General features: G+C 68.8%; 15 protein-coding genes and 1 pseudogene. 10 read left to right on the top strand and 6 right to left on the bottom strand.

Going from position 1 to position 25,480, the window contains the following annotated elements; genetic code table 11:
* Positions 1-88: 88 nt before the first annotated feature.
* From V9U70_RS07995 to V9U70_RS07985, 3 genes are read right to left on the bottom strand one after another with little or no spacing between them, the layout of a single operon-like run.
* Positions 89-2,878 (bottom strand): RNaseH domain-containing protein, encoded by a 2,790-nt coding sequence (locus V9U70_RS07995; RefSeq protein ID WP_336673781.1) that lies wholly within the window; start codon positions 2,876-2,878, stop codon positions 89-91.
* Positions 2,878-6,153 carry an ATP-dependent DNA helicase gene (locus V9U70_RS07990; protein ID WP_336673780.1) on the bottom strand — a complete coding sequence of 1,092 codons (3,276 nt, stop codon included), beginning with the start codon at positions 6,151-6,153 and terminating at the stop codon, positions 2,878-2,880. Before V9U70_RS07990 ends, V9U70_RS07995 begins: the two co-directional genes overlap by 1 nt.
* Positions 6,135-7,310 (bottom strand): restriction endonuclease-related protein, encoded by a 1,176-nt coding sequence (locus tag V9U70_RS07985; protein ID WP_336673779.1) that lies wholly within the window; start codon positions 7,308-7,310, stop codon positions 6,135-6,137. Before V9U70_RS07985 ends, V9U70_RS07990 begins: the two co-directional genes overlap by 19 nt.
* A gap of 50 nt (positions 7,311-7,360) precedes the next feature.
* Between V9U70_RS07985 and V9U70_RS07980 the strand changes: the two genes are divergently transcribed.
* Complete coding sequence (locus V9U70_RS07980; RefSeq protein WP_336673778.1) at positions 7,361-7,909, top strand: putative phosphothreonine lyase domain-containing protein; 549 nt, start codon at positions 7,361-7,363, stop codon at positions 7,907-7,909.
* A gap of 326 nt (positions 7,910-8,235) precedes the next feature.
* Positions 8,236-10,569, top strand: coding sequence for a DEAD/DEAH box helicase (locus tag V9U70_RS07975; protein ID WP_336673777.1), 2,334 nt, complete (start codon positions 8,236-8,238; stop codon positions 10,567-10,569).
* A gap of 121 nt (positions 10,570-10,690) precedes the next feature.
* Here V9U70_RS07975 and V9U70_RS07970 read toward each other — a convergent pair whose 3' ends face one another.
* The 3 genes from V9U70_RS07970 to V9U70_RS07960 all read right to left on the bottom strand — a co-directional run bounded on the left by V9U70_RS07970 (position 10,691) and on the right by V9U70_RS07960 (position 14,240).
* Positions 10,691-11,830 (bottom strand): hypothetical protein, encoded by a 1,140-nt coding sequence (locus V9U70_RS07970; protein WP_336673776.1) that lies wholly within the window; start codon positions 11,828-11,830, stop codon positions 10,691-10,693.
* Between the two features lie 65 nt (positions 11,831-11,895).
* Entirely contained in the window at positions 11,896-12,705 is an 810-nt protein-coding gene (locus V9U70_RS07965; protein ID WP_336673775.1) for an ATP-binding protein, read from the bottom strand.
* On the bottom strand, positions 12,702-14,240 hold the full coding sequence (locus V9U70_RS07960) for a transposase (RefSeq protein WP_419723952.1): 1,539 nt from the start codon (positions 14,238-14,240) through the stop codon (positions 12,702-12,704). Before V9U70_RS07960 ends, V9U70_RS07965 begins: the two co-directional genes overlap by 4 nt.
* Positions 14,241-14,576: 336 nt before the next feature.
* Here V9U70_RS07960 and V9U70_RS07955 point away from each other — a divergent pair, with 336 nt between their 5' ends.
* From V9U70_RS07955 to V9U70_RS07925, 8 genes and pseudogenes are all read left to right on the top strand, one after another.
* Entirely contained in the window at positions 14,577-16,322 is a 1,746-nt protein-coding gene (locus tag V9U70_RS07955) for a helicase associated domain-containing protein (protein WP_336673773.1), read from the top strand.
* A gap of 57 nt (positions 16,323-16,379) precedes the next feature.
* On the top strand, positions 16,380-18,494 hold the full coding sequence (gene tap / locus V9U70_RS07950; protein WP_336673772.1) for a telomere-associated protein Tap: 2,115 nt from the start codon (positions 16,380-16,382) through the stop codon (positions 18,492-18,494).
* 3 nt (positions 18,495-18,497) lie between these two features.
* Positions 18,498-19,055: a telomere-protecting terminal protein Tpg gene (tpg, locus tag V9U70_RS07945; protein ID WP_336673771.1), complete on the top strand. Its 558-nt coding sequence runs from the start codon at positions 18,498-18,500 to the stop codon at positions 19,053-19,055.
* Positions 19,056-19,162: 107 nt separating this feature from the next.
* A complete protein-coding gene (locus V9U70_RS07940) occupies positions 19,163-22,153 on the top strand; it encodes a Helicase associated domain protein (protein ID WP_336673770.1) in 2,991 nt (996 codons plus the stop codon).
* Between the two features lie 58 nt (positions 22,154-22,211).
* Positions 22,212-23,147 (top strand): ABC-three component system protein, encoded by a 936-nt coding sequence (locus tag V9U70_RS07935; RefSeq protein WP_336673769.1) that lies wholly within the window; start codon positions 22,212-22,214, stop codon positions 23,145-23,147.
* Entirely contained in the window at positions 23,144-23,410 is a 267-nt protein-coding gene (locus V9U70_RS30515; RefSeq protein WP_037881887.1) for an ABC-three component system middle component 6, read from the top strand. The genes V9U70_RS07935 and V9U70_RS30515 overlap by 4 nt, the downstream gene beginning before the upstream one ends.
* A complete protein-coding gene (locus tag V9U70_RS07930; protein WP_336673768.1) occupies positions 23,388-25,154 on the top strand; it encodes an ABC-three component system protein in 1,767 nt (588 codons plus the stop codon). The genes V9U70_RS30515 and V9U70_RS07930 overlap by 23 nt, the downstream gene beginning before the upstream one ends.
* Before the next feature lie 5 nt (positions 25,155-25,159).
* Positions 25,160-25,480 (top strand): annotated as a pseudogene (locus V9U70_RS07925) (DNA-binding protein); the annotation flags it as partial.

Raw genomic sequence — 25,480 nt, 5'->3', positions numbered from 1 at the left:
TACTGCCTTCCTCCTGTGTGCGGCTCGCTGCGGGAGACGCTGCCCAGCGGTTCGGTCGATCCGCTGGGACTTTGCGTTGCCTCGTGACTCAGGGCTGCGCGTCGCCGTCGCCCTCGGTGGGGTCGACGGTGCGGCGGTATTCGGGGTGGTCCTTGTCCATCTGGATGCCGAGGTGGACCGGCGCGGGGTACTGGGTGCGGTGTTCCCAGTGAAGGGCGTGATCACAGAGGCGGGCGGCGGCGAGCCCGTAGGCGAGCGGGGCCTGGTCGGCCGGGTGGTGGAGCACGGTGATCTCCGTTGCCGTGTGGCTGTACCAGGTTTCGGCTTGTTCCTTGGGGTCGATACTGCCCCACCGGGTGTAGGACTCGCCGACGCGGGCGTAGCGTGCGCCTCCTGTGAACTGGTGGGGGAGGTTGCACAGGATGAACGTCTGCTCAGCCTGGTCCATCTGGAACAGGCCGGTGGCGAGTTTCCCCTCCTCGGTGACGGGCTCGTCGTACTCCGGGAGGTGGCGGAGCCGTTCGATCAGGGCCGGTCGGGCCACGTCCTCGCTGCTGGAGGTAACCCGGACGACCGCTCGTGGGCGTTGGTCGGGTGGGAGCGTGAAGCCGGGCAGTGCCGGCCGCTTGTTGATTTGGCCAGTCGCGTCGGGTGTCTTGCCCAGGTTCTTGTTGGCGAGCAGTGGCCAGATGCTGCGGGCCTCGGCTCCGGAGACGTACATGACGTATCCCTGTGCCGGGCCGGCGTGCCCGCCCAGTTCGTAGAGCGCGCGGTCGATGTGGCGGGGCAGGAGTTCGTCGCGGCGTCGGCCTTCGGGCAGTGGCCGGGCGCGGAAGTGGTAGTTGGCGGGGGCGTAGTCGAGCCAGGTGCCCTGGCTGGCGTGTTCGGAGGGGAGGTAGGCGAGGGTCCGCCAGTACGGGCCGTGGGGGACGAGGGCGACCAAGGTCCACATGAGTTTCGGCTCGTCGGTGGCGATGCGCCGTTCGCCGCGCTGCTGGCGCAGGTGGAGCCCGACGTGGACGAGGGGTTCCTTGAGGCCGTTGGGGCCGGAGCTGAGGGCTTTGGTCAGCCTGGGGTGCACGAGCCCAGCCACGCGGGACATATCCGCGATGGCCATGTGGCCGCGGTGGTGTCCTTGGAGCTCGAGGCCCAGGAGTTCGAGATCGGTGGTGAGTTCGCGGTCCTTCTTGCGGGGGTTGCGGCGTCCGGGCTTGTACAGGGTGAGGAACTGGGCGAGGACATGATGCTTGGCGAGTTCACCGTTGACTCGGTGCTTGGCGTCCAGGAGGTCGGGGTTCACGACGGTGGAGTCGGTCTTCTTCGAGGCGCGTCGCTGGCGGGCCCAGGCTTTGGGGTCGTACTCGGTCTCGCATAGGGCGAGCAGGCGCGTGTCCTCGGGGGCGTCGAGACCGTGGAGTTGCCTGACCAGGGCGGGGCGTTGGTCGTGGTGTTCGCCGTGGGCCAGCAGTTCCGGCGCCGGCTGGAACAGGACCTCGATGTGGTCGTCGAGGGAGACGGGCTTGTTCTCGCCGATGCCGGTGGCGGCGAGGTCGGGGCGGTTGAAGTGGTAGGCCAGCAGCATCTGCATGCGTGTGCGCATGGCCTGGGTCCTGTAGAGAGCGAGGATGCGCAGTTTCCGGCATCCGGATGCGGCGAGGATCTGCGGCAGGTTCTCGTCGTCCCACAGGACCGCGTCACGGCCTTCGACGGTGGTACGCCGGTTTCCGAAGGGGCGGCGGCCAGCGACCTGCACGCATTCGACCAGGGGCTGGTCAAGGACACTGCTGACGTGCCGGGCGAGTTCGCGTTGACTGTACATGCCCACGCCCCTGCCGATCGGATAGCTCACGGCGAAGGGAACGAGGGCGCGGAGTTTGCCGGGCGGGCCGCTCAGGTCAAGGGCGCTGGGTGCGAGGAACTCGTCGTCTTTGTCACGAGGGAAGACGTGTTCGCCGTGCAGGCGGGTCCAGCCGTCCAGAGCCAGGCGGGTGGTGTGGTTCAGGTGGGTGTGGTCGCCGTAGCCGCCGAGTTCGAGGTTGAGGAGGGGGCCTTTGGCGTCGCGGGGCTCGAACCAGGCCGTGCGGGCGCTGCGCAGCGTGTTGCTCAGCCGGGAGACGGAGGGCTGGACGACGGCCACGGGGTGGGACAGGCCGGGGTGGGACTTCATCATCACGTCGAGCCGGAGGGTGGCGTATCTGGCGGCCGTCTTCCAGGCGTTGTCGCTGTCATCCTCGTCGTCGGCGATGTCCTCGAGCGTTTCCCCGCGGGCGGCGAGCCAGGTATTGCTCCAGAGCAGATCGCGGTCCCACACCTGGAGGCAGTTGGCCAGATCGCGGCGGAAGGTGACGGTCTTGCCGTCGATTTCCCACGTTTGGGCGGCGAGCTTCTCGGCGATGGCCCAGCCGGCGGCCGTCCACACCCAGCCAGGGGCGTCGATGCAGGCTGTGGTGCGGGTGATCTGGTCCCACAACTGGACCTGTTCGGGGGCGGTCCCTGCGATGAGGTCGGCGATCTGGCTCGGGTACTGGAAGGTGAAGCTGTCGGCCGGGGTCTGCAGCAACGCCTGCTCCCAGAGGGTGACGGCGGCATGCAGGTCGTCGCGGTCGATGGGCCGGGTGGTGGCGAGGAACTTCGGCGGGTGGGCCTTGGAGGTGGGGTAGAGGGTGGCGCTGGTGTAGCCGATGGCGCGCAGGACGGTCAGCAGGCCGCTGTAGGGGAGGTTGGCTGTGGAGCCGGTGATGCCGCGGTATTCCTCGCGCAGCTTCTTCCAGGCCGAGTCGATCTTCACCTCGGGCAGGCGGTACAGCAGCACCGAACCAAGGAGTTCTTCGTCGGTGTGGCAGGCCAGAAGGGACAGCTGGGTCTGTTCCGTGGTCATCAGACGCCTTCGTGATCAAGGTCTTCGCTGCGGGGCAGGGGGACGTGGGTGAGCGAGGGGATGTCGGGTGCGTGGGCGAAGTCGAGCCAGGCGGTCAGGGTTGCGCCGTAGATGCGGCGGAGGCTGGCCTGTTCCTCTTCGGTGAGGCCGTCGTAGTAGGAGCGGAGCAGCGAGGGGAAGTCGGAGCCCAGGCGGGTGTCGAGGAGAGAGTTGTCGACGAGGTAGAGCTGGACGGGGGTGCCTCCGCGGCGGGCGCGGCCGGCGAGCTGGATGAGGTCGACCAGGATTCCGGCGAGGATCTCGGTCTTCAGGTAGCGGGGGAACCTGCTGAAGCGGGGGTCGCTGCGCAGCAGGGTGTGCAGGTGTCTTCGGGCGGCCCGGCTCTGGATGGCGAGCATGCGGGCGGGGTCGGGGCCCGGGCAGGCTGCGCTGATGGCGGTTGCGTTGATGCTGGCGTACATCGCCTCGGGTGAATGCAGGTCGGCAACGGGGCGCAGGCCGACCCACACCGACGCGAGCGCGGACCGTTCGGTGCCGGGGACGAGGATGTTCAGTCCGCGGGCGACCAGCGGCAGGGGCGCGCAGATGGCCTTTACGTGAGGGTGGGTGCGGGGCAGGTCCTCGAGCTGGTCAATAGTGATGGTCACGACGCCGGTGGGCAAGTGGATGCCGGGCGGAATACCTGTCTTGGGAACGACAACGGCGATCCAGGAGGCTTGCACCGCGACCGAAGCGATGCCGACGGCGAGGAGGATGGCCTGCTTGTAGGAGTTGGACACCACCATGGACCTGGCCCGCTCGGGGTCGTCGATCTCCAGCTGCCTGAGGTGCTCGGAGAGCCGGGTCTGCCACAGCCGCTCCCCGAGTTTCTGGATCTCCGCTGGTTTGTGGGCTTCGGCGATGCCTCCGATGGTGATGGGGTCCCATACGGTGTCCGAGGCGGAAACGTTGCCGGCCAGGGCGGTGACTGCGCCGGGGGTGGCGTCGGTCATGACGTAGGCGGGCTCGGTGTGCACGTGTTCGCAGGCAGCACGCGGGAAGAAGGCGGTCGCGGACAGGGCGAGGACGCTGCGCTCGACGCCGGCGGTGGCGAGGGCCATGGTGCCGCCGAGCTGGACGGTTCCGGTGTGGGGGTCGCCGCCGAGGGACTGGACGAAGAGTTCGCCGCCGCCCCGGTTGTCCTTGTTGACCTTGAATCCGAACAGCTGGTAGCCCAGGGGTCCATACGGCAGGGCGCCGTTCTGGGTGAATGAGCCGAGCGCTCGTGCCAGTTCACGGCCGGCGGTCAGCTGGGAACCGAGTCCGGCGATACATGACTTCAGGTGGGTCAGGCTCTGGTGGAGGCAGCCCAGCCAGGCGCGCACGAGCAGCGCGTTGGTAACGTCCGCGTGCCGCATCTTGGGGATCTTGAGGCGTTTGAGCGCCCGGGAGATTTCCGTTTTGAGGACGGGCAGTTCGTCCTCGCTGGTGTCCCGGCTGACGGCCCGGCCAAGGATGCCGGCCAGTTCCTGGAAGCGCGGGTCCGGGGCGGTGTCGTCGCTGGAGTCGGGGAAGATGGCGCGGAACGCCTGGTGAATGTCCGGGTCGAGGCGGATGTGTTCGTCGAGGCCGAGCAGGTCCCTGATCAGGATGCGGTCCCAGATGCCTGGCACGTGCCAGCCAGAGCCAGGACGTTCTTCCTCGTGCGTGTCCTGCTCAAGCCAGAGCTCGCCGTCCAGCACGTAGTTGAGGAACTGCTCCCCCAGTCCCCTGGCCTTGAACAGGGCGTTGACCACCCGGCGGTCGGCCGCCGCTGCCAGGCTCTGCCGCTGCTGGTCCACCTGCAGCAGCAGCGAGGTCTTACTGACGCCGCGCGTGGCCAGGGAGAATGCGTGGGCGCCCGTGGAGCACCAGCTGTTCTGCAGGTTGTCGACCTCGTCGACGATCAGCTGGCGGCAGTGACGGCTGAGGAATTCCATCACGGAGATCTGCCGAAGGAGATGCCGGCCGGTGTCGACCGGGACCTGGATGAGACCGCGCAGCAGGTTGTGATGGTTGGTGACGATGATGTCCGCGTGGACCGCCTCGCGGAACAGCGCGTACTTCCCGCACACTCCCATCCGCGGGCAGGCGTGCGGGCCGGTCGGCTCCTCGTCCCCGGTGCCGGCCACGGGGTCGGTGACCTTGGTCAGGGCGCGGCACGGTTCGCGGCCGCGGGTGACCTTGGGGCCGTCCGTCACCCATGCCGACAGGTCGCATCCGTAGGCGAGCCGGTCGTGGCGGTCCTCGCGGCCCTGTTCGGCGGCCCGCTGAGCCTGTTCGGCGAGGCGGGTCTCGGTGACCAGCGGCACGCAGCGCAGCTTGTGGCGGGCGGTGGCCTGGGCGAGCTGGGTGGTGACCTTAAAGACGAGTTCGTCGTCCGCTGCGATCTTCTCGGCGCCTGTGAGACTGTCGTGGATCGTGCTGACGACGATGGCGACGGGGCCCTGGCCGCGGTCGGCCAGGAGCGGGGCAAGGTTGTTCATCAGCACGCTCTTGCCCACGCCCGTCGGTGCGTTGACGATCGTGAGCTTCCCGGCCGGCAGGTTCAGACGGGTGACGGGAGCGCCGGAAGCGTCCTGGAGCCGGTCGAAGAAGGAGGCGAGCACGCCCGGCTTCCAGCCGTGGCGGTCGGGACCGGCCGCGGCCTGGCGCCGGGCCAGGCGCAGGATCTTCTTGCGGGTGGCGGTCGTCGTGGCCGTGTACGGGGCGGTCGTTAGCTGCAGCGGCCGTACGTGGGCGTCTTCTTCGGTGTCGGGGATGGTCACCACCGAGGGCTCGGATCCCCCGAACTGCCACAGGCCGGGGCTGGCCACGGGCAACGGCAGGCGGGTGTCGTAGTAGTAGCCTTCGGCTTCGCGCACCAGCTCCCGGGCCAGTTCCAGCGGCTTTTGAGCGTGCGCGGCCAGCAGGTAGGTCGCCTCCCGGGGCGGCACATCATCTGGGAGCCGGTATAGGCCGCTCCCCGAGGTCGCACAGGTTCGCGCGAGCGCCTCGAACATGCCGCGTCCGGCCAGGTCGTCGGGGCGCACGTGCCAGTACCGGCCTGCCAGCTCCCGTACGCGCCGAGGGACCCGGGGCCAGTGCTCCCACAGGTCCACGCGGGCGGCCGCGAACACGTGCGCCTGGTCCAGCGGCACGACCATCCGGCCGTCGGCGTCACGGAAGCCGAAGTACTCCTCGGCCAGCGCCAACGCCGCGGCGACGGACAGCGTGCGCAGTTCCCACTCCTCCGGCCTCACCGCGGCGCTCCGCACGCGTCCTTGACCTGCTTGGCCAGGCGGCTGACCGTGGTCACCTTGACGCCCCGGCCTCGTACCTGGGCGGCGAGAAAGTGCCGTTCGCTGTGCTGGTGGTCGGGCAGGACGATCGTCAGTCCCTTCCGCAGCACCGGGCGGTCCGAGAGCGCCTTGCCGAGCGCGACGACCGACTCCCACGCCTTGGCGTCCACGCGCCAATGCCGAGTGCGCTTGCCCGGCACCGCCACGGTGATGTGCACGTCGTACTCGTCCGGCCGCTGCTCCCCCGGCCACATCTCCAGCTCGACGAACGGCAGGCCTTCGAGCTCGTCGCGCAGTTGGAGTTCGAGGAGCACGGGAAGAGTGCCGTAGCGCCACACGTGCCGGTTCACGGCCAAGTGATCGGAGCTGGCCGGCAGCGGTGTGACCGGCACTGCGGCCTTGCCGGTCCCGGTCAGCTCGCCCGGGCCCGGCCCTTTGCCGGGCGTGTACCGGTAGTGCACGCCCCGGGGTGCGTGGGCCTCACAGCGTACGTCGAACAGTGGCCCGGACCGCAGAGTTCGCATCGGCCAGCGGCAGACCGGGCACGGATACCACCAGCCGTCGACCTGGCACCACGGCCAGTCGGCCACGGACTCGAAGAAGTCGAACCGCATCCACAACCGGTCCCACTGGCGGCTCAACTCCCGCACCGAGCCGGCGGCATGCGTCCCGAGAAGGGTGCGGGCGCACCGGTACTCCTCCGGCGAAAGGCGCCGCATGAGGTCGAACAGACGCTGTTCTTCCTGCTCGGCGCGTACCCGGGCCCACGGCCAGTACTGCTCGAGCGCCGCTTGCGGTACCAGGTGCTCGCTGCACAGATCCTTAACCGCGTCACGGGCCAGCCCCTGCGCGTCGAACAACTCCATGCTGTCGAACCGGTCGGGCCTGCCCGAAGCCGACGGAAGCAGAGGTCCCAGCGGGCCGCGCAGTCCCTGGCGGAACTCTTTCATCCCGATCTGCGCCGCCCGCTCAGGACGGTGGGCTGCTCGAAGCACCGCCAAGCAGTCCATGAGCAGCCTGCTCCGGCGGCTGGGTGCCAGTACGGGATCGCTCTCCGCGACGACCGCCATGCAGCACGCCGTCAAAGCCTGGTCACGCCGCTCCTGGTCCGCGGCCACTTCTCTGACAGCCACACCGGAATATATAGCCATGGAACACGCCTAATGTCACATACCTTTACTTCGTGCACGACAAGCCCACCCAGACAGGCCAACAGCCCGTAAAGGCGCTCCCGCCAGCGGCCGACACCCGCCAGCGATGGCAGTGGGCCATGGCTCCAGGAGTCGACTTCGCGGCCCCGGCCGCTGCCAACGAATTCGCGAAAGCCGGCAAGTGGCTGTGGTTCCTGCCCCTCCGCGCCCTCGATGCGGGCTGGCGCCTCATCAAGACGGCCGTGGAAGGCGGACAGCTCGGACCGGGAGCCAAGGTCGCCACGCTCGGCAGCGACTTCGACGGCGACCCCACACGCCGGCCAGTGATCATCTACACCGCCAACCATCATGACAAGGAGGATGTACAGCGCGTCCTGAACGCCCTCCGCGCACTCGGCGTCCGCGACGCACTGGCCTACAAAACCGACGAGGCCACGGCGCTCGGAGAATACGGAGACGGAACCAGCATCTACACGAGCCCCGCCGGAACCACCAAAATCATCCGACGCGAGCGACAGACCCGCCCGGCGGCACAACGCCCGCGGGAAACGCACATCCGGCCGGCCGCCGGCACAGGATGAAGGCCCACCCTGCCCACACGCCCCTCGCGACCAAGACCGGCGGGCGCGGAGCCTGCCCTGCCGCGCCCGGCTGAGGCACCGACGGCTCCGTGGCAGGCCACGGCTCGGGGACGGTGTCCACTGCGCCGAAAGCGGCAAAGCTCGCACGTAGACTGCGGGCTGCAGATCTGTTGATCTGCGGATTCAGGCTGGTGCACCTGGAGTTGAGGGTCGCCGCCTGACGAAAGACGCGTCACGCGGCGCAGGGCTTGGCGGCAGGTGGCCACGACCGGGTACGGGCAGGACGCGAGCAGGCGGGCGGGAGCCGGCACGGGGGGGAGAAGGCAGTGCTGCGAGCGCATCAGGCCGAGGCGGTCGACGCGGCGGTGCGCACCCTGGGGACCGTCCCGCCAGCCGGTGCGGGGCTGCGGGCGACGATCGTCTCGGCGTGCGGGACGGGCAAGACCTTCATGGGCGCGCACACCGCCTTGCGGGTGGCCCGCACGGGCCGGGTGCTGGTCCTGGTGCCGACGCTGGATCTGCTGACACAGACGGTTGCCGCCTGGCGGGAGGCCGGCCGCGCAGGAGTGATGGCGGCGGTCTGCTCCCTGCGCACGGATGCGGAGCTTGATGCCGCCGGAGTGCGCTGCACCACCGATCCGCGGGAGCTGCTGAGATGGGCCGACGGGACGGGGCGGGTGACGGTGTTCGCCACGTACGCGTCGCTGCCGGTGCTCACCGAGGCTCATACCGCGGGGCTTCGGCGGTGGGACCTGGTGGTGGTGGACGAGGCGCACCGCACGTCGGGTCCGTGGGGCAAGCCGTGGGCCGCGGTCCATGACGATGCCGCGCTGCCGGCGGACCGCCGGCTGTATCTGACGGCGACGCCACGAGTGGCTGATCCCTGGGCGTCCGCGGACGACGGAGATGACGAGGCGGAGAGCGGGCCGGCGCTTGTGGCCTCGATGGACGACGAAATGGTGTTCGGCCCGGTGGTGTACCGGCTGTCGCTGGCCGAGGCCATCGCCCGCGGGCTGCTGGCCCGCTACCAGATCATCGTGCTGGAGGTCCGCGACCAGGCCCTGGCGGGCGGGATACCAGGTAAGGAACGCTCGGAGGCGGAAGTGGCCGCGGCACGGCTGGAAGCGTTGACCACGGCCGTATTCAAGGCCGCGGCCACCCACCAGCTCGACCGTGTGATGACGTTCCACCACCGTGTCGCGGACGCCCGCGCTTTCGCCCAGGCTTCGCCGGGCATCTCCCGTCGGCTGTGGGCTGCGGATCCGGTGGTCTATCCGCGGCGGGTGTGGTCCGGCTGGCTGCACGGTGGCCATGGCATGGCCCACCGGCGCGAGGTGTTGGCCCAGTTCGCCCGCGGCTGGGGCGCGGACGGGGTGGTGGTGGAGCGCTGCGTGCTCTCCAGTGCCCGGGTGCTGGCCGAGGGGGTGGACATCCCCGAGGTGGACACGGTGGTCTTCGCCGACCCCAGGGAGTCGATCGTCGACACCGTCCAGACGGTCGGACGCGCGCTGCGGCAAGGCCCGCGCGGGGACAAGGTCGCCTCCCTGGTGGTGCCGGTCTTTCTGTCCCCGGACGAGCGCAGCGAGGACTGGCTGGCATCAGGTTCCTATCTGCCGCTGGTCAAGGTCCTGGCCGCGCTCGCTGCCCACGACACTGACGTGGTCGACCGGCTCGCCGCCTGGCCCGGCGGGGGCGACACGGGCGCGGCCACACTGGCCAAGGGGCCGCTGCTGTTCGCCACCGCCCGCCATCCCGCCGACATCGCGGAGTTCGTCAGGCTGAGGGTGATTAACATCGAGCGCCGCGGATGGCTGCGCGGCTGGACTGCCGCCCGCCGCTTCCACGCGGCCCACGGCCACCTGAACGTCCCCTACCACTGCAAGGACGGGGCGTTTCCGCTGGGGCAGTGGATCGCCGAGCAGCGCAAGTCCAACAAGACCGGCCGCCTGCCCGCCGTGCGCGTCGACGCGCTGGAACGCCTGGGCATGGTGTGGAGCCACCCCGACCACGTGTTCAACGCCGGGCTGTCGATGGCCCGCGCCTACTACGCCGTCCATGGCCACCTCGCGGCCGGGCACGACGCCGTCGTGGACGGTTACCCGGTCGGGACGTGGCTGGCCAACCGGCGCCGGGAGGCACGCCTTGCCGTCGGCAGCCAGGGCGCGTTGTCCGACGCGCGCAAGGCGGCGCTGGCCGACGTGGACCCGTTCTGGTGCCCCGCGTGGCCGCTTGTGTGGCAGCGCCGCTACATCCTCCTCAAACGGTACCTCGCCGCGGGAGGACCGGTGGAGACCGAGCCGGGTCACCTGATCGCTGGGGAAGACGTCGGCGCCTGGCTGGCCCACCAGCTCAGTCACTGGGACACCCTCCACGAGGAACAGCGCCGGCTACTGGCCGAGCTCGGCGTGACGCCCAGCGGTGGCGGCACCCAGAGCGCGCCGCGTCTCACCCAGGACCACAAGTTCATGCGGAACCTCGCCGCCGCGGCCGCCTACGCACAGCGCGAAGGACACCTGAACGTCCCCCGCAAGCACATAGAGATCACCGATGGTGCCGAGATCAAGCTCGGGATATGGATCTCCAACCAGCGTTCCCGCCGAGCGAGACTGCACCCACAGCGCATCGAGGCCCTCGACCAGCTCGGCATGCGCTGGAACTGAAGCCGGCGACGAGGCCCGCCGCAGCCTCCGCCCCGCGCACACGACCTCCCGTCCACGCGGCCCTCGGCGACGCCCGCTCGCGGCCTCGGGCGAGCAGTTCACGCGGGCCCGCGCGGCCTGGTCATGGTGCGCCGGCCGAGGGCTTGTCGACACGCCGTACACGCAGTCGCGGACGCCGAGTCTGTGGGGACACCTCAGTGTCCATGCCTGACTCCCTCAGCTCGCGGTAGAACCACTCGATCCCACGAGCAGGAACAGCGCCGCGCTCGATGCCAGTGCTGGGCTGAGGTGGGCGCAGCCGGACCTGTTCGGCGAGCCGAAGCAGGCCCGGGTGCTCCTCGGGACGGATGAGCAGAGGTGCGCCGGGTGCGGGGGTGAGGCGGGTGAAGTGGGCCGCGGCGCACAGGAAGACGGCCGCCCATGGGGGCACCGAGTGGGTGGCGCAGCCATCGACGTCGCCGAGGGGGTCGTGCAGGGACAGGGTGGAGGCTTCGCTGCGCCAGTCCGCGAGGCGGGCCGTACCCAGCTGCTGCCCGGCAGCACCAGTGAAGACGGCGGTGGCCAGCGCCGCGGCCAGGCGGGGGTGCGCGGTGGCGGCGTGGATGCGGCGGGTGATCGATGCGGTGGTCTGCGGCGAGCGCGGCCGGGGCCGGGGCCGGTAGCGCCACCTGATCGGCGGCGGGACGCACCCGATGCAGTGGTCCAAACCATCCCAGTCCGCCAGCCGTTCCAGCGCCGGCACGGTGATCCAACGGCCGGCAGTCTGCGGCAGCGCGGCAGGCCGGCCCGGGCCGGGTGCGTCTGCCCCAGCGAGGAGGTCGCCGGCGGCCGAGGCCTGGACGAGTGTGTGGGGCACGCGGGTGAGAGCGTCGCGCAGGGCGGCGGTCGGACGGGCGCGGTGGCACACCAGGACCAGGTGCGCTCCGGTGAATGCCCGCAGGTCGAGCAGGCGCTGCAGACGGGTACAGGTGAGCAGGTGAGCACGCAGGACCGTCAGGCGCCTTACGGGGATCGCCGCCAGCCAGGCAGTGGCGGCCTCCCACACCGGAGCGCGCGAGTCTGGGAAGCCTGGAAGGTGCGCGGGTTTGCCCAGCGCCGCCAGGAGGTCGTGGGCGAAGTAACGGTCGCTGCTCGTACCCGGGGTGGGGTGGACGGTGACGCAGCCGGCCGCCGGGGCGTGCCCGGCGAGCGCCGCACGGGTGACAGCGGCGTCGTCACCGGGGTCGAACAGGACAGTGACGTCAGGGGATGTGTCGTTCACGGGTGCGTGGCGTTTCGGTTCGGCGTCAGAGTGCGGCGGGCAGATGCGGACGGGGCCGGGAGTGCTCACGGCCGGGTGCGGCGGCCGAGCTTGCTGAAGACCCAGCGCAGCAGGTCCCGGTTGACCTCAAGATCGGGGGTGGCCTGGAGGGCCCGTCCCAGGTGGTAGGTGATCTTGGCCCAGGTGCGGAAGACGCCGTGGGCGGCCACGTCGTCGCAGTACAGCAGGTCGTCGGGATCCACGCCGTGCCACACCGCGTGGTAGGCGGGGATCGTGGTCAGGACCTCCTCGCGGGTCAGCGGCCTGAACTCCTGCCAGATGTGCACCCGAGAGGCCAGCATGTCCTTGCCGGCCAGGACCTCGTAGGTGTTTCCGCCGCCGACGAACACCACCGCGATGTCGGTGTACAGGTCGTCGAACAGATGCCGGAAGTACTCGAAGGACTCCTCCCGCAGCCACTGCGCCTCGTCGCAGACCAGGACCCGGAACTGATCGGCCAGCACGTCTTTCAGCAGGGTGTCGAACGCAGTCGGCTGTCTGGGCGGCGTGCCCGGCAGACCGAGGACGTTGAACAGGTTGTGGCGGATGTCCAGCACGGTGGGCCGGCCGCGGAACTCGATCCGGCGCGTCGCGCCCGGGGCCAGCTCCCGCAGCGAGGCGTTGACAGACATCGTCTTGCCCAGCCCGGCCGCCCCGTAGACGCACATCATCCCTCGGGCGGCGATCACCTCCCCGAGATTGGCCAGCGTCTCCTTCAGCGCCGCCGTGCCCATCACCTGCGCGTCGGGCAGCGACAGGTAGTGGTCGGCGCGCGGCGGCGGGAGCGGGCCGCGGCGCGGACGAGCAGCGGGAGAGGCGGCGGGTATGGCATTCATTGCGGCGCAGGGGTGCTTTCATCGTCGTCTTCGTGGCAGGGAGCAGCCGGCCGGGCCGTGTCCGGTGCGGTCCAGGACGCAGGCAGCTGGGTAGGCAGCGGCAGATAGCCGGGCAGCGCCACCTCGGTGAGGTCAGCGGCGGCAACCGCGCGCAGATGCGCCTCGGCCTGGAGTTCGGTGACCGTGCCGAGCACCTCGGCCGGTGTGCCGCGGGTAGCGGCGGCGTAGCGGGTGGCGCGGTCCTTCTCCGCCGCGGCCAGCAGCCGCTTGAGCCGGTCGGCTTCCCTGGCGCGGGCCCGCTTCATCTCGCGGATCTGCTCCGGGCTCGCCCGGTTCGACAGGTACGCCGACCCCAAGTGCCGCCCGGTAGCTGCGTCGTAGACCTCGATCTCGTGCTCGTGGTGCGGCATGTAGCGCAGCCGCACCTTCCGCCCGGCCTGCCCGGTCATCCAGGCATCGACGTAGTGCCGGTTCCGCCAGCGCACCCCCTTGCCGGTCAGGGTGCGCACCCGGCCGTCGTCCTCGAGGGTGAACATGTGCAGCGCGCGGGGCTCCGCGTCCTCGATGGGGGTCAGATCCTCCTCCCACGCCGCCTGCGGGGTACGGCCGGCAAGCGAGCGGGGCCGGTGCTCGGTGTTCCACCAGGCCACCCACTGCCCCAGCAGTTCGATGAACGCCTCCAGCGGCAGCAGCCGCTGCCCGGCGGCTGGTCTTTTGCCGCCTTTCAGGCGTGGCGCGGCGGTGTAACCAGGCAGAGAGGCGAAGAACATCTGCTTCGCGGCCTTGTTCAACGCTTCCACCGTGCCCTTCAGATGCGGGCTGTAGCCGGGAAGGTCCACCACCGGCACCGCGAACGCCCCGAGCGCCTCCCCCACTGTGCGGGACAGGAAGTCCTTGCCGCGGTCCACCCGCACCGCCCCCGGCAGACCGCCGAACGGGCCGTGCTCCCCCTCACGCGAGATCGCATCCCGCAGCGCCACCAGCACCGACTCCCGGGAAGGGACCTGAGCGGTCACCGCGAACCCGCAAATCACCCGCGTCGCACAGTCGATGAACCAGGTCACCCACGGACGCCCCGGACGGCCGTCGATGTCCACCTCGACCTTCACCTGGACGTGGTCGGCCTCCCACACCTCATTACGGCGGGCGGCAGGCCGCTGAAGAAACACGTCATGATCCCGGCGGGCAGCTTCACCACCGCGCATCCCCGCCCGCAGCCCCGCAGACACATCCCGGGCGGCCGCCCGGTACAACGTCGCCAGCGACGGCACCGCCCCACCACCGGCCGTGGCCGCCTCGGCCGTCAACTCCCGGTGCAACGCCGCCACACTTCCCCGGTGGAACGCAAGCCGACGAGCCAGCTGCGAGGTGAAAACGAACCGGCGGCGCTCAGCCCGCTCCAGGCGGCCGTCCTCACGCACCGCCACAAGCCACCGGCGCACCGTCCGCTCCGACACCCCCAGCGTGTCAGCGACCATCCGCCGATGACCCGCCGTCAACTCCCCCCGGGATTCCAGCGCCAGCAACCTGCGCACCGCTACCGGCCGCAACACCTCAGCATCCGCCGCAGCCCCCACCAACACGCTCCCCACCCCAACGGGCACCCGCAGCCCACAAAAATGATCAAGAAGTGAGCCTACTCTATTGGAGCCTTCAGCTTGCTGACCAGCCAATTCTCGACCACTGACCAGTTCCCCTCATCTTGCTGTCCAGCTCCAACACCCTCCCCCACCGCCCCAAGCCCCCCGCAAGACAACACCAGTCAGCCCACTCAACCGCATCCACCTATCTGGACATCGAAATGAGAATCACTCCGGACAAGAGCATGAGAACTTCCACGTGACCCGCTGCCGCGCGAGATGGCGGCCTCCATGGATGACGAGAAGGTCTTCGGTCCGGTTCTCTACAAGCTCTCCTTGGCATCGGCCGTGTCGCGCAAGCTGCTGGCGCGGTACCAGATCATCGTGCTGGAGCTCCAGGATCCGGTCGTCACCCCGGAGCGGCTGATGAGCGAGGAGCGGCACAGCGAGAGGGTGCGCGGTGAGCGCCTGGGGGCGCTGCAGGCGGCGCTGCTGCACACGATGGCGGAGCACCACCTCCAGACGTGCATCACCTTCCACCATCGGACGATAGAGGCGCAGGCGTTCGCGGAGGGCCTGGAGCGCGTGGCCAAGCGGCTGCACGCTGACCAGCCCGAGAAGTACCCGGCGGCGATCTGGGCGGACTGGCTGTGCGGTGAGCATGTCCCTGAGCGCCGGCGGGGGGTTCTGGGCGAGTTCGGGTCCACGGCGCTTCGGGCTGTGCTGTGCAACTGCCGGGTGCTGGGTGAGGGCGTCGACATCCGAGCGGTGGACTCGGTGGCCTTCCTCGACCCCAAGGGTGCTCCGCACGACATCGTCCAGGCGATCGGCCGGGCGCTGCGTCAAAAGCCCGGACAGGAGAAAGTCGCCTCTTTGATCGTGCCTGTATTTCTCCAGCCCGGAGAGGAGCCGGAAGACATGTTCACCTCCGGATCGTATCGGCCTTTGGTGAAGGTATTGGAGGGTCTGCGGGCTCATGACGAAGAGGCAATCGAATTGCTCGCGATTCCGCAGGAGCCTCAGAAGGACGTCGTGCAGCCGTCCGAGTACATCGGTTCGCCGCCCGAGGAAGGCGAGGACGAATCCCGTCTTCTGCTGCGTTTTGCGGCTCCGCGTGACCCGGTGATGGTCGCGGACTGGATTTCCTTCAACGTCATCGACACCGAGCGTCAGGACTGGGCGCGCGGCTGGGCGGCGCTGAAGAAGTTCACTGAGCGTGAGCATCACGCACGAGTCCCCTATGGGTACAAAGAGGGCGCGACACCGCTTGGACAGTGGGTCGCGGAACAGCGACGGGCCTACGGGGCGGGGCAGATGACCGGCCAGCGCGCCCAGCGGCTGGAGAAGCTCGGCATGGTCTGGAATCCGGCCGATGAACGGTTCCAGGAGAACCTGGAAGCCGCCAAGGCGTACTACGCGGACCATTGGACTCTCTGCGCTCCGAGGTCCGCCGTGGCCTTGTCCAGGCCGGTAGGACAGTGGTTGAGCAATTTGCGCCGCGCGGGTGCGCTGGACGGTCACCCGGAGTGGGAGGCCGCGCTCCTGGCCGTGGACAAGGACTGGAACCCGTCGTGGTCGGCTGAGTGGCAGCGGCACTACGCCGCTCTGCGCGAGCTGGTGGCCGACGAAGAGGGCCAGGCGGACGTCCTTCCCGGCTTCACGGTCCACGGCATGGACATCGGCAAGTGGCTGGCCCGGCAGCGGAAACCAGAGGTCTGGCAGGCCTTGACCGGCGGACAGCGCGAACGCCTGGAGCAGCTCGGCATCACGCCGCCGGCCTCGGAACTCCCGAAGCCGTTCGCGCCCCCCTTGGGGACCTTCGAGAAGGGCGTGGCGGCCTTGGCGCAGTACAGGGCCCGCACTGACTCTGTGACCGTCCCCAGAGGCCACGTAGAGGGGGTCAAGGTCGACGGCCAGGAGTACCCCGTCAAGCTCGGAGTCTGGATCATGAATCAGAAGGGACGCCGCGCGAAGCTCACCGCCGACAAACTCTCTACGCTCGCCGCGCTCGGGCTGGAATGGGCGCGAGAGGGTTAAGGAATGGGGTAAGTTTTTGGTTAAGCGGTATCGGTTCCTGACGTGAAGGTGCAGGGAATGGCGTCTGAGGAAGAGCTGTTCGCGAGCGTGGACGCGCTGTTGGAGGAGGAGCCGCAGCTCCCGCCTCCGGCAGAGCGTGCCCGGCTGCGTGAGGCCGCCGGCATCACCCAGGCCCGCCTCGCGGCCGCGCTGAAAACGTCGACGCAGACGGTGAAGAACTACGAAAACGGCCGCTCAGAACCGAAGTCGCCGCGCCTGGAGGCCTACCAGCGGCTCCTGAAGGGGTGGGCAGCGAAGTACCCCGCGCACACCTCCTCGGCCACGCCCGCACCGGTCCTCGCGCCGCAGCCGGAGGTGCCCGAGACGTTCACCGGCTCGGCCGCCCCGGAGCAGGCGGAGGTTGCCGCGCCGGTTCAGGCCCCGGCCGCCCTGGCGGCGCCCGAACGCCCCGCACATTCGGCGACGTCGCGGCGTCCGGCGGCCAAGAAGGCTGCCGCACCCGCCGTCGACCCGCGCTTCCCCCACGGCCCGCTCGCCGTGCTGGACGGCGACGGCTCCGCGTACGGCGCGGGCGGGATCGTGCTGGACTGCCCGGCGACCACGATCCCGGAGCTGGTGGAGTGGACGCTGCGCGAGTCCGGCCTCGGTGCCGCGAAGCTGAACCGGTACGGCAAGGACTCCGACCCGCTGATCGTGCTCACCGCGGCCGCCGCCGTGAAGCTCGGACTGCCCGAGCGCCTGGAGGGCCACGAACAGCGCCGCTCCCTGCGCCTCCCGGAGGACCACCCCGCCGTCAAGCAGGTCGCCAAGGCGAAGTGGCAGCTCACCCAGCGGGGCTTCGGCCCGTGGGCCCGGATCTACCGCAAGGCGCAGGGCCGCGAGCGGCAGTGCGTGCAGTTGGCAGTCCTGTCGTGGGACGCGCTCGATGAGCGGTCCTGGCCCGGTGTCAGTGAGATGGAGCCGGCCGATATCGCCCGCGTGCTGGGGGTGTACGCGATGCGGGTCATCACGCCGCGCGGCTCGACGGCCGTGTCCGGGCTGGAGCTGATGACGGCGCTGCGCCCGCCGACGAAGGCCGTGCGGGACGAGGAGACCGGGAACTGGGTGTCCGGCTACAACGCGGGCTCGCTCGGGACGGAGCCGATGGACCCGGCGCCGCCGGAGGCCACCCCGGAGCACCCCGTCGTCGTGAACTCGGGCTGGAAGGGCGGTTTCCTGAACGAAGAGGCCTACCAGTGGGTGCGGTCGGTGGAGACGCTGTCCGATGAGGAGTGCGCCCTGCCGTGGGCGGTCGGCCTGGACCTCAACACGGCGTTCCTCGCCGCTGCGGCCCGCCTGGTCGTCGGCCTCTCGGCCCCGGACCACTTTCACGCCCCGAAGTTCAACCCGAAGATCCCCGGGAGCTGGCTGGCCGACCTCAGCCACATCGAGCTGGACCCGCGCCTGCCCTCCCCGTTCACCCCCGACGGCACCCGGCCGACGGGACCGGCCTGGTACCAGACGCACACCCTCGCCTACGCCCAGGAGCTCGGGCACGACGTGCACCCGATCGAGGCGTACCTGCGCAGGGAGACCGGGGCGTACCTGGACCCGTGGCACGACAGGCTGAAGAACGCCTACGTCGACACCCTCGCCGACCTCGGCGTCACCAAGGACCTCACCGACGTGGAGTTCCTGGCGGCGATGGAGCAGCACAAGCAGAACGACCCGGCGCTGGCCGCCGTCCTGTCCGCGATCAAGGCCACGGTGAAGGGCGGCGTCGGCAAGCTCCGCGAGCGCCCGCAGGGCAAGTCCTACAAGGAGGGCGAGACGTGGCCGGCCCTTTCGCGGCCGACGTGGCGCCCCGACATCCGGGCCGCCGTCATCAGCAAGGCCCGGGTCAACATGCACCGCAAGCTCACCAACATGGTCAAGATGACCGGCCTGTACCCGCTCGCCGTACTCTCCGACTGCGTCGTCTACCCGAGCCCGGGTGAGAGCCCGATCGATTTCCTCCCCTACGCCGCGTCCGGCAAGCCGCAGCCCGGCGCCTTCCGCCTCGGGCCCACCCCGGGCCTGGCAAAACTGGAGGGCGTCCAGTCGATGCTGTGGGCCGTCGACCTCACGGAGAAGGGCCTCAATCCAGCCCGCCACATCAAGGGCGGCGACGCCGTCCTGGACGAAGGAGAGTAGACCGTGGGGGAGATCGAGGACGCCATCGAGCGGGCCGACCGGGAGAGCTTCACCCGCCAGCCGCCCAAGACCCTCAAGGGCCAGGTCGGCTATCTGCTCAAGCAGATGGGCAGCGCCAAGGCCGTCGCGGCGGAGCTCGGTGTCACCGCCGACTCCGTCAACCGCTACCGGCGCGGCGCCCGCAAGCACGCCCGCGCCGACGTCGCCTCGAAGATCAACGACGCCGTACGGCAGCGCTGGCAGCCCCAGGTCCGCAAACGCCGGCAGAAGCAAGCCGCCACATCCGGCGGGATCACCGTGGAGACCCGGGCACGGTTCGGCTACACCGCGCCGGTCGGCACCACCGACGACGGAAGGTTCCGCCGCCTCACCGTGCACCTCCCCCCGACGTACGCACAACGTCTCTTCGACGCCCGTGAATCCGGAGTCAGCGAGCAGGAGATGCGCGGCATCATCGCCGAAGGCTTCAAAGAGATCTACTTCCAGGACGGCGGAGACCGAGCAGCAGGGCTCTCCGACGTCACCCTCAACGACATCGACTACCTCGACCTCGACTACTGACCGGACACCGGCCGCGGGCCCGGCACTGCCTGTTGTGGTCGGGTAGCCGGATCACACTGTTGAGCCGAAGCACGATAGTCGTCACAAGCTGTCACAAGCGACGGGGGGTGGGGAAGCTGTTGCTGGCCGCGGGCGCCTTTCGGGTGGCTCCTCTGCAAGGTGAGATGACGCTGTCGTTCCTGGAGCGGATCGCGGACAGGTACGGCCTGTCAGTGCGGAGTCTGCTGTCGTCGGTTACCGAAGTGGCCGGCCGCCAAGGCGTGGCCGGGGCTCTGCAGGGCGACAGTGAGGTGTTCTTGAACGCTGCGGCCCGGGACCGGGTCGCAGCGCTGTGTCGGGTGCCGCAGGTGGATCTAGGCCGCGCGTTGCCAGCCTGGATGCGAGAGGAGCCGCTGGGCCCCTCGAAAGAGAGGCCGACGGCGCGGCTCCACAACGGGGTGGAGACGGTTGCTGCCTGGGGTCCGGCGTGCCCGGGCTGTGTGGCTGCGCGGACCGGTCGTATGGCGCCAGCCCGGGTGTACCTGGCGGCGCACCAACGAGTCTGCCCACGCCACCGGTACTGGCTGATGAGCGTGCCTGGCAGCGGGGGCCGTGTCGTCGGGCTGGCCGGATGCCCGGAGGTGGCCCAGGCACAGGAGGATCACCGGAGGCTGCTGCGCCGCTCCCCCGTCGCTGGTTCGGCGTTCGAGGTCGCTGAGGCGGTCACAGCCTGGTGGTGGGCCCAGAAGTGGCCGGAGGAAACTCTGTGGCCAACAAGGCTGTGCGCGACGGTTCCCGAGGGCGAGGAGCCCGGGCGATGGCGGGTCCTGGCACGGGGCTTGGCTACCTATCCGGAGACGGTGGCCGTTGCCAAGATGTTGGTAGACCAGACGATGAGGCGCCGCATCACAACCCAGGTACGCGGCCTGCGCGGCCACCTCCTTTTCTGTCTGGGTGACCTCCCCGTGCTCGTCAGTGAGCTGGCGCGCTGTCTGAGGCGGCCTTGGCTCGTTGATCGCCTGACATCCTGCATGGACGGACCGTTGTTCGCCTGGGCGCACCAGTGCAGCAAGGCGGAGGAAGTGCCCGATGGCAACGGGCAGCGGTTGCTGTGGAAGGTCCATCCAGCGCACCGGCCTCGTCCCTCGGCTGACGAGCTCGCCGAGCGCCTGCAGGAGACGGGCGGCGGTGAAGCCGCAAGGGCTCCGCTCCCCAAGCGGCGGCGCGGGCACAGCCGTCAAGCCGACGAGGCCTTCCAAGCGGGCCTGACTCGTGCCCGGGCCTACGCGGCTGAGCGGGGGCATCTGGCCACACGGGCGGACACGCTCCAGGACGGCTTTCCTCTGGGAGCGTGGATGACCAACCAGCGCATGCTTCATCTGGGGATGCCTGCCTGGCGCAGCACCGCGCTGCGGGCACTGGACCCGTACTGGAACACGCCATGGCCGACCCTGTGGCAGCGCACCTACCACGAGGCCAGGTGCCACGTCGCGGAACAGGGCCCGATGGATACGCAGGGAGGATTTCCCGGTACCGGCCTGAGCCTGGGCGAATGGCTGTACCTGCAGTGCACCAGGTATCCGGATCTGCATCCTGAGCAGCAACGGCTCCTTGCCCAGCTGGGCATCGATGCCGCGGCGGCTCAGGATGCCCGGCCCCGGCGTCGCAGTCAACGCGCCGCGGAGCAGGAGGCCCTCGCCCATGCCCGGGCATGGGCCCTGAACCACGGAAGCCTGGCGGGAGTCCGTGGCAGCACCGTGCAGGAGGACTACCCACTGGGCAGGTGGCTTTCCGACAGGCGCAGCCAGATGGGGCGCGGAGTACTGTCGCCCGGCCGTGCCGAGGCTCTGGCGCGGATCGATCCCTGGTGGCGGCCACCCTGGCACTTGTCCTGGCAGCGTTCCTACGAGCACGCGTGCCAGCAGCTCCAGCAGGTAGAGGGCGGTGAGTTGGTGGCCGGCTTTGCGCTCATGGACAAGCCGGCCCAGGAGTGGCTGCGCATCCAGCAGCGCCGCTACCACCTCCTCCTGCCGGGCCAGCACGATCTCCTGCACCAGCTCGGTCTGAAGCCTGAGACGGCCATCGCCGAGGCACCGGCCGCCACGGCCGGTGCTTCTGTTGCACCCGTACGGGCCCAGGGTGGCCCACAAGGTGATGAGGAAGGTGCACCATCGGTGGGATGCCTTTCTGCGGTCGCGCAGCAGAGGCCGCTGGGTGTTGCCCGGCTCGGACAGCGCTCCGACCACCGTGCCGGATTCCAAAGGGCGCTGGAGCACGCGCGGGCCTGGGCCGACGTCCATGGGCACCTGGCCGTTCCACGGAATACACAGCAGAGCGGCTTCGCCCTCGGAATGTGGCTGTTCAGCCAGCGCAACCGCGCCAAGCAACGCGCCCGGCAAGGCGAGCCCGCCTCGCCGCACCTCGGACAACTGGCCGCGATCGATCCATGGTGGAACCCGCCGTGGCATCTGCACTGGCAGCGCAACTACTACCGCGCCCGCGACGCCATACGTGCCGGCCGCGGAGCCGACACGGTGGGCGGTCTTCCCGTCGGGAAGGACGCCCTGGGTATCTGGGTCAAGCGCCAGTGCACCCTCTACGAGAGCCTCTACCCCGACCAGCAACATCTGCTCGCTGCTATCGGCATCACCCGCGACGCCGCCCGGGCGCGGATCGGCCCGCGTGACTCCCGCCGGCTGACCACCACACCGCGCTTCGATACCGACGTCGCTCATGCCCGCTCGTACACGGCTCGGCACGGGCACCTCGCCGCACGCTCGAGCGAGGAACACGAAGGTTTCCCGATCGGACGCTGGCTGGCCGAACACCGCCAACGCGCCCGCAAAAGAACCGGGACATCACCTCAAGCCCGGGTCCTGACCAGCCTGGACCCGTGGTGGAACCCACCTTGGGAATTCACCTGGCAACAGCAGTACCAGCAGTACCGCAGCGCTCTTGCCCCAGACCAGTCGCTCCTACCAGGACTCCAGCGCTGGGCCCGCAGACAGACCAGGTTGTGGAACCGACTGCATCCCCACCAACAGGCTCTGCTGAGCACCCTCGGTATCCGGCCAGAGGCGCCAAGCCAACAAGGCACCTTGTCTGGAGCTCGACGGTAGGACTTCCGAGAGTGATCACTTAAAGCTACTCTTTGGTCCTTGTAGGTGAGGGGGAAGCATGCGGTACGAACAGCGTGCCTATGCGCGGGTCAAGTTCCTTGAGCTCATGGCGGAGCTGTATGAGAACGAGTTTGAGGATTTCTTCCACCGGCTCATGTGCTCGAGGTATCCGGACTTCCTAGATGTGCGCACCGCAGGAAGTCTGGGCGACATGTCAGCCGACGGTCTCACGCTGCATTCCCGCAGGCTGTACGCCTGCTACGCCCCACAGACGGTGAAGTCGAACAAGATTCGCGAGAAGTTTGATGGGGACCTGGCTGGTGCGCTCGCCAAGCGCAGGGGGCAGTTCGACACGTTCGTGTTCGTGCACAACGATCGACGCGGGGTTCATCCCGAAGTGTCAGCAATGTTGTCCGAGGCTGCCGTCAGCACGGCGGCTCTGGGCTTTGAGCAAATGGGCAGCCGACGCTTGTGGCATGAGTGCATGCAGTTGGACCAGGTGACTGCAGAAGATGTCCTCCGGTGCGAGATCCCGATCAAGGAAATGACCTTCGGTATCGGGATGGACGACCTTGAACCGCTTCTGAAACAGCTTCAGGAACTGCGCACTTCCCCTGATCCGCTCATGCCTCTGCCAGACGTACGCGTCGAGAAACTCGACTTCAACCGGCTCGAAGGCGAAGCGCGTGAGGATCTGCTCCGCGGGATGCGGCAAGCCCACCTCGTGGACGCCTTCTATGCCGGCAGTATGCGAGAGCTGGAACACGACGAGGTCGCACAGGGCTTCCGCGTGTACTACGAGCAGGTGCGCAGGGACTGGAGTGACCCTGAAGACGTGCTGTGGCAGCTCCAGATGTATGTACTGGGCAACGCGCAGCCGCGACCGAAAGTGCTACGTGCGGCCCTCGTCGTACTCGCACACTTCTTCGGGCGGTGTGACATTTTCCAGGCGCCTCCTGCTGGCTGGCAGCCTGGTATCGGGATATCTGCGTGATCACTCCGACGAAGGGCATCGCACCCGACCGCTGCCTACTGGCCGTCGGCGCCCAGGTCCTGCTGCAGTTGGACGAACCGCGATCAGTCAGTCAGACGTGGGCCCGGCTGAGGACATGGCGGGCCGAACATGGTCACGCATCGCCCGTATCGTTCGGCTGGTTCGTCCTGGCACTGGACGTGCTCTACAGCATGGGCGCCGTAGAGCTGGACCAAGACATCCTCGTTGCAAGGAGCATGCATGCTGCGCCGCTTGAGCGCTAACGACGAGCGCTTCAAAGAGGTGTCCTTCGTCGAGGGCCTGAACCTGATCGTCGCGTCCACCACCGCCTCATCCGCAGACACTGACAGCCGTAACAGCGCCGGCAAGTCCAGCCTGATCGAGCTGATCCACTTCCTGCTCGGGTCTCGAGCGACGAACACCGCGCTCGCCATGAACAAGGCGCTGCGGCACATCACGTTCAACCTTGAGATGGACTGGACGGGTCTGAGCAGCCCACTCAGTGTCCGCCGCAGTGGACAGCGTGCCGGGTTCGTTACGCTCAACGAGGACGTGACCGGGACGGACGACGGCGCCATGTTTCCCCGCACAGGAGCCGTAGAGCTGCCCGTGGAGCGATGGACGCAGCTGATCGAGCAGAATCTCTTCGGTCTGCGCAGTGACCATCCAGGCGTGAGCGGAAGAGTGCTGCTCTCCTTTCTCGCCCGGCGTATTTCGTCGCACGGCTTCAATGAGCCCACTCGCACCTTCTCGCGGCAGTCCGCCCCGGAAGCCGCCTCCAACCTCGCCTACCTGCTGGGCCTGGACTGGCAGCTCGTCGACGAGTACAGGCAACTAGCCGCCCGCAAGGCGACGCGTACCCAGCTGAAGAAGGCGGTCGATGACCCCGTGTGGGGGCGCATCGTGGGTTCTACCGCAGACCTCAGGGGCCAGATCACGCTGGCCGAGGCGCAGGTGGAACGGCTCCGTGCACAGGTTGCAGCCTTTCAGGTCGTCCCCGAGTACGAGCGGCTCAAGGACCGAGCAGACCAGGTCAGCCGACGCATCAAGCAACTGGCACAGGAGGATGTGATCGACCAGCACAACCTCGAAGAGCTCCAGGCAGCCGTCACCGAGACCACAGACGTCGAGGTCGACTACCTTGAGCCGGTCTACCGCGAACTCGGCGTCATCCTCAACGATCAGGTCCGCCGACGGTTCGAAGATGTGAAGACCTTCCATCACTCCGTGATCCGCAACCGTCGGCGTTTCCTTGAAGAAGAGGTAACCGAACTTACTGAACGGCTCCAGTCACGTCGCGCCGAGCGGGCACGCTTGGGCGAGGACCAAGCCCGTCTCCTTCGAGATCTTGCCGAGGGAGGAGCGCTGGAGGCGCTGACGTCCTTGCAGATGGCTCTCGGGCGCGAAGAGGCCGCGCTCCAAGCTCTGCGGCACCGCTTCGAAGCGGCACAGACGCTTGAAGCCAGCGCCCGGCAGATCACCGCGAAGAGTGTGGAACTGCAGCAAGCTGTCGACACCGACCTTCAGGAACGCCGCCAGCAAACCGACGAAGCCATCCTGCTATTTTCTCACTACGCCCAACGCCTCTACGGTGAGGGGCGCGAGGCCTACCTCGCCATCGATGCCGGCCGCAACAGCCTGACCATCACTCCTCGCATCGACAGCGACGGCAGCCGCGGCATCAGCAACATGGTCATCTTCTGCTTCGACCTGACCCTTGCGGTCCTGGCACACCGACATGGCCGTGGCCCCGACTTCCTCATTCATGACAGTCACCTCTACGACGGTGTCGACGACCGACAAGTCGCCGCTGCCCTAAAACTCGCCGCCGAAGTCACCGCAGAAGAAAATCTGCAGTACATCGCCACGATCAACACCGACAGCCTCGGCATGGCCTTCCAACGCGGCTTCAATGCCGAGCCCTATATACGAAGCCCCCGCCTCACCGACGAACACGAAACCGGCGGTCTCTTCGGCTTCCGCTTCAAAACCACCGGGAAGAGATAGACGAGGTGGCCGATGTCAACAGGGTTGCCCCCAACTGCAGTCCCGTGCCGGGGATCTTCCGTGTCGCTCCCCTCTCCGGGGAAACGACGTCGTCGCTGATCACCCGCATCGCGAGCCACTACGGACTGGAAGCGACGGCGTTGCGGTCCTGCTGGAAGTGGCGCAGCCACCAGCCTCGGCACGACGGAGGGGGCGCGCGGGCAGACGTCGAGGTGTTGTTGAACACGGCGGGGCGGCAGCTCCTGGCAGGCCTGTGCGGCGTTGAGGAGGGTGTGCTGGCGCGGGCGTTGCCGTCCTGGGGGCGGGAGGATGCCAGGCTGCCGGCC

Source organism: Streptomyces pratensis (assembly GCF_037137275.1).
GTDB lineage: Bacteria > Actinomycetota > Actinomycetes > Streptomycetales > Streptomycetaceae > Streptomyces > Streptomyces pratensis_B.
This window is presented reverse-complemented; position numbering and strand designations above follow the sequence as displayed.

Coding starts and splice junctions, on each gene's coding strand:
- V9U70_RS07995 (WP_336673781.1), bottom strand. CDS start 2,878: ATGACCACGGAACAGACCCAGCTGTCCCTTCTGGCCTGCCACACCGAC.
- V9U70_RS07965 (WP_336673775.1), bottom strand. CDS start 12,705: ATGAATGCCATACCCGCCGCCTCTCCCGCTGCTCGTCCGCGCCGCGGC.
- V9U70_RS07955 (WP_336673773.1), top strand. CDS start 14,577: ATGGATGACGAGAAGGTCTTCGGTCCGGTTCTCTACAAGCTCTCCTTG.
- tap (WP_336673772.1), top strand. CDS start 16,380: ATGGCGTCTGAGGAAGAGCTGTTCGCGAGCGTGGACGCGCTGTTGGAG.
- V9U70_RS07935 (WP_336673769.1), top strand. CDS start 22,212: ATGCGGTACGAACAGCGTGCCTATGCGCGGGTCAAGTTCCTTGAGCTC.
- V9U70_RS07930 (WP_336673768.1), top strand. CDS start 23,388: ATGCTGCGCCGCTTGAGCGCTAACGACGAGCGCTTCAAAGAGGTGTCC.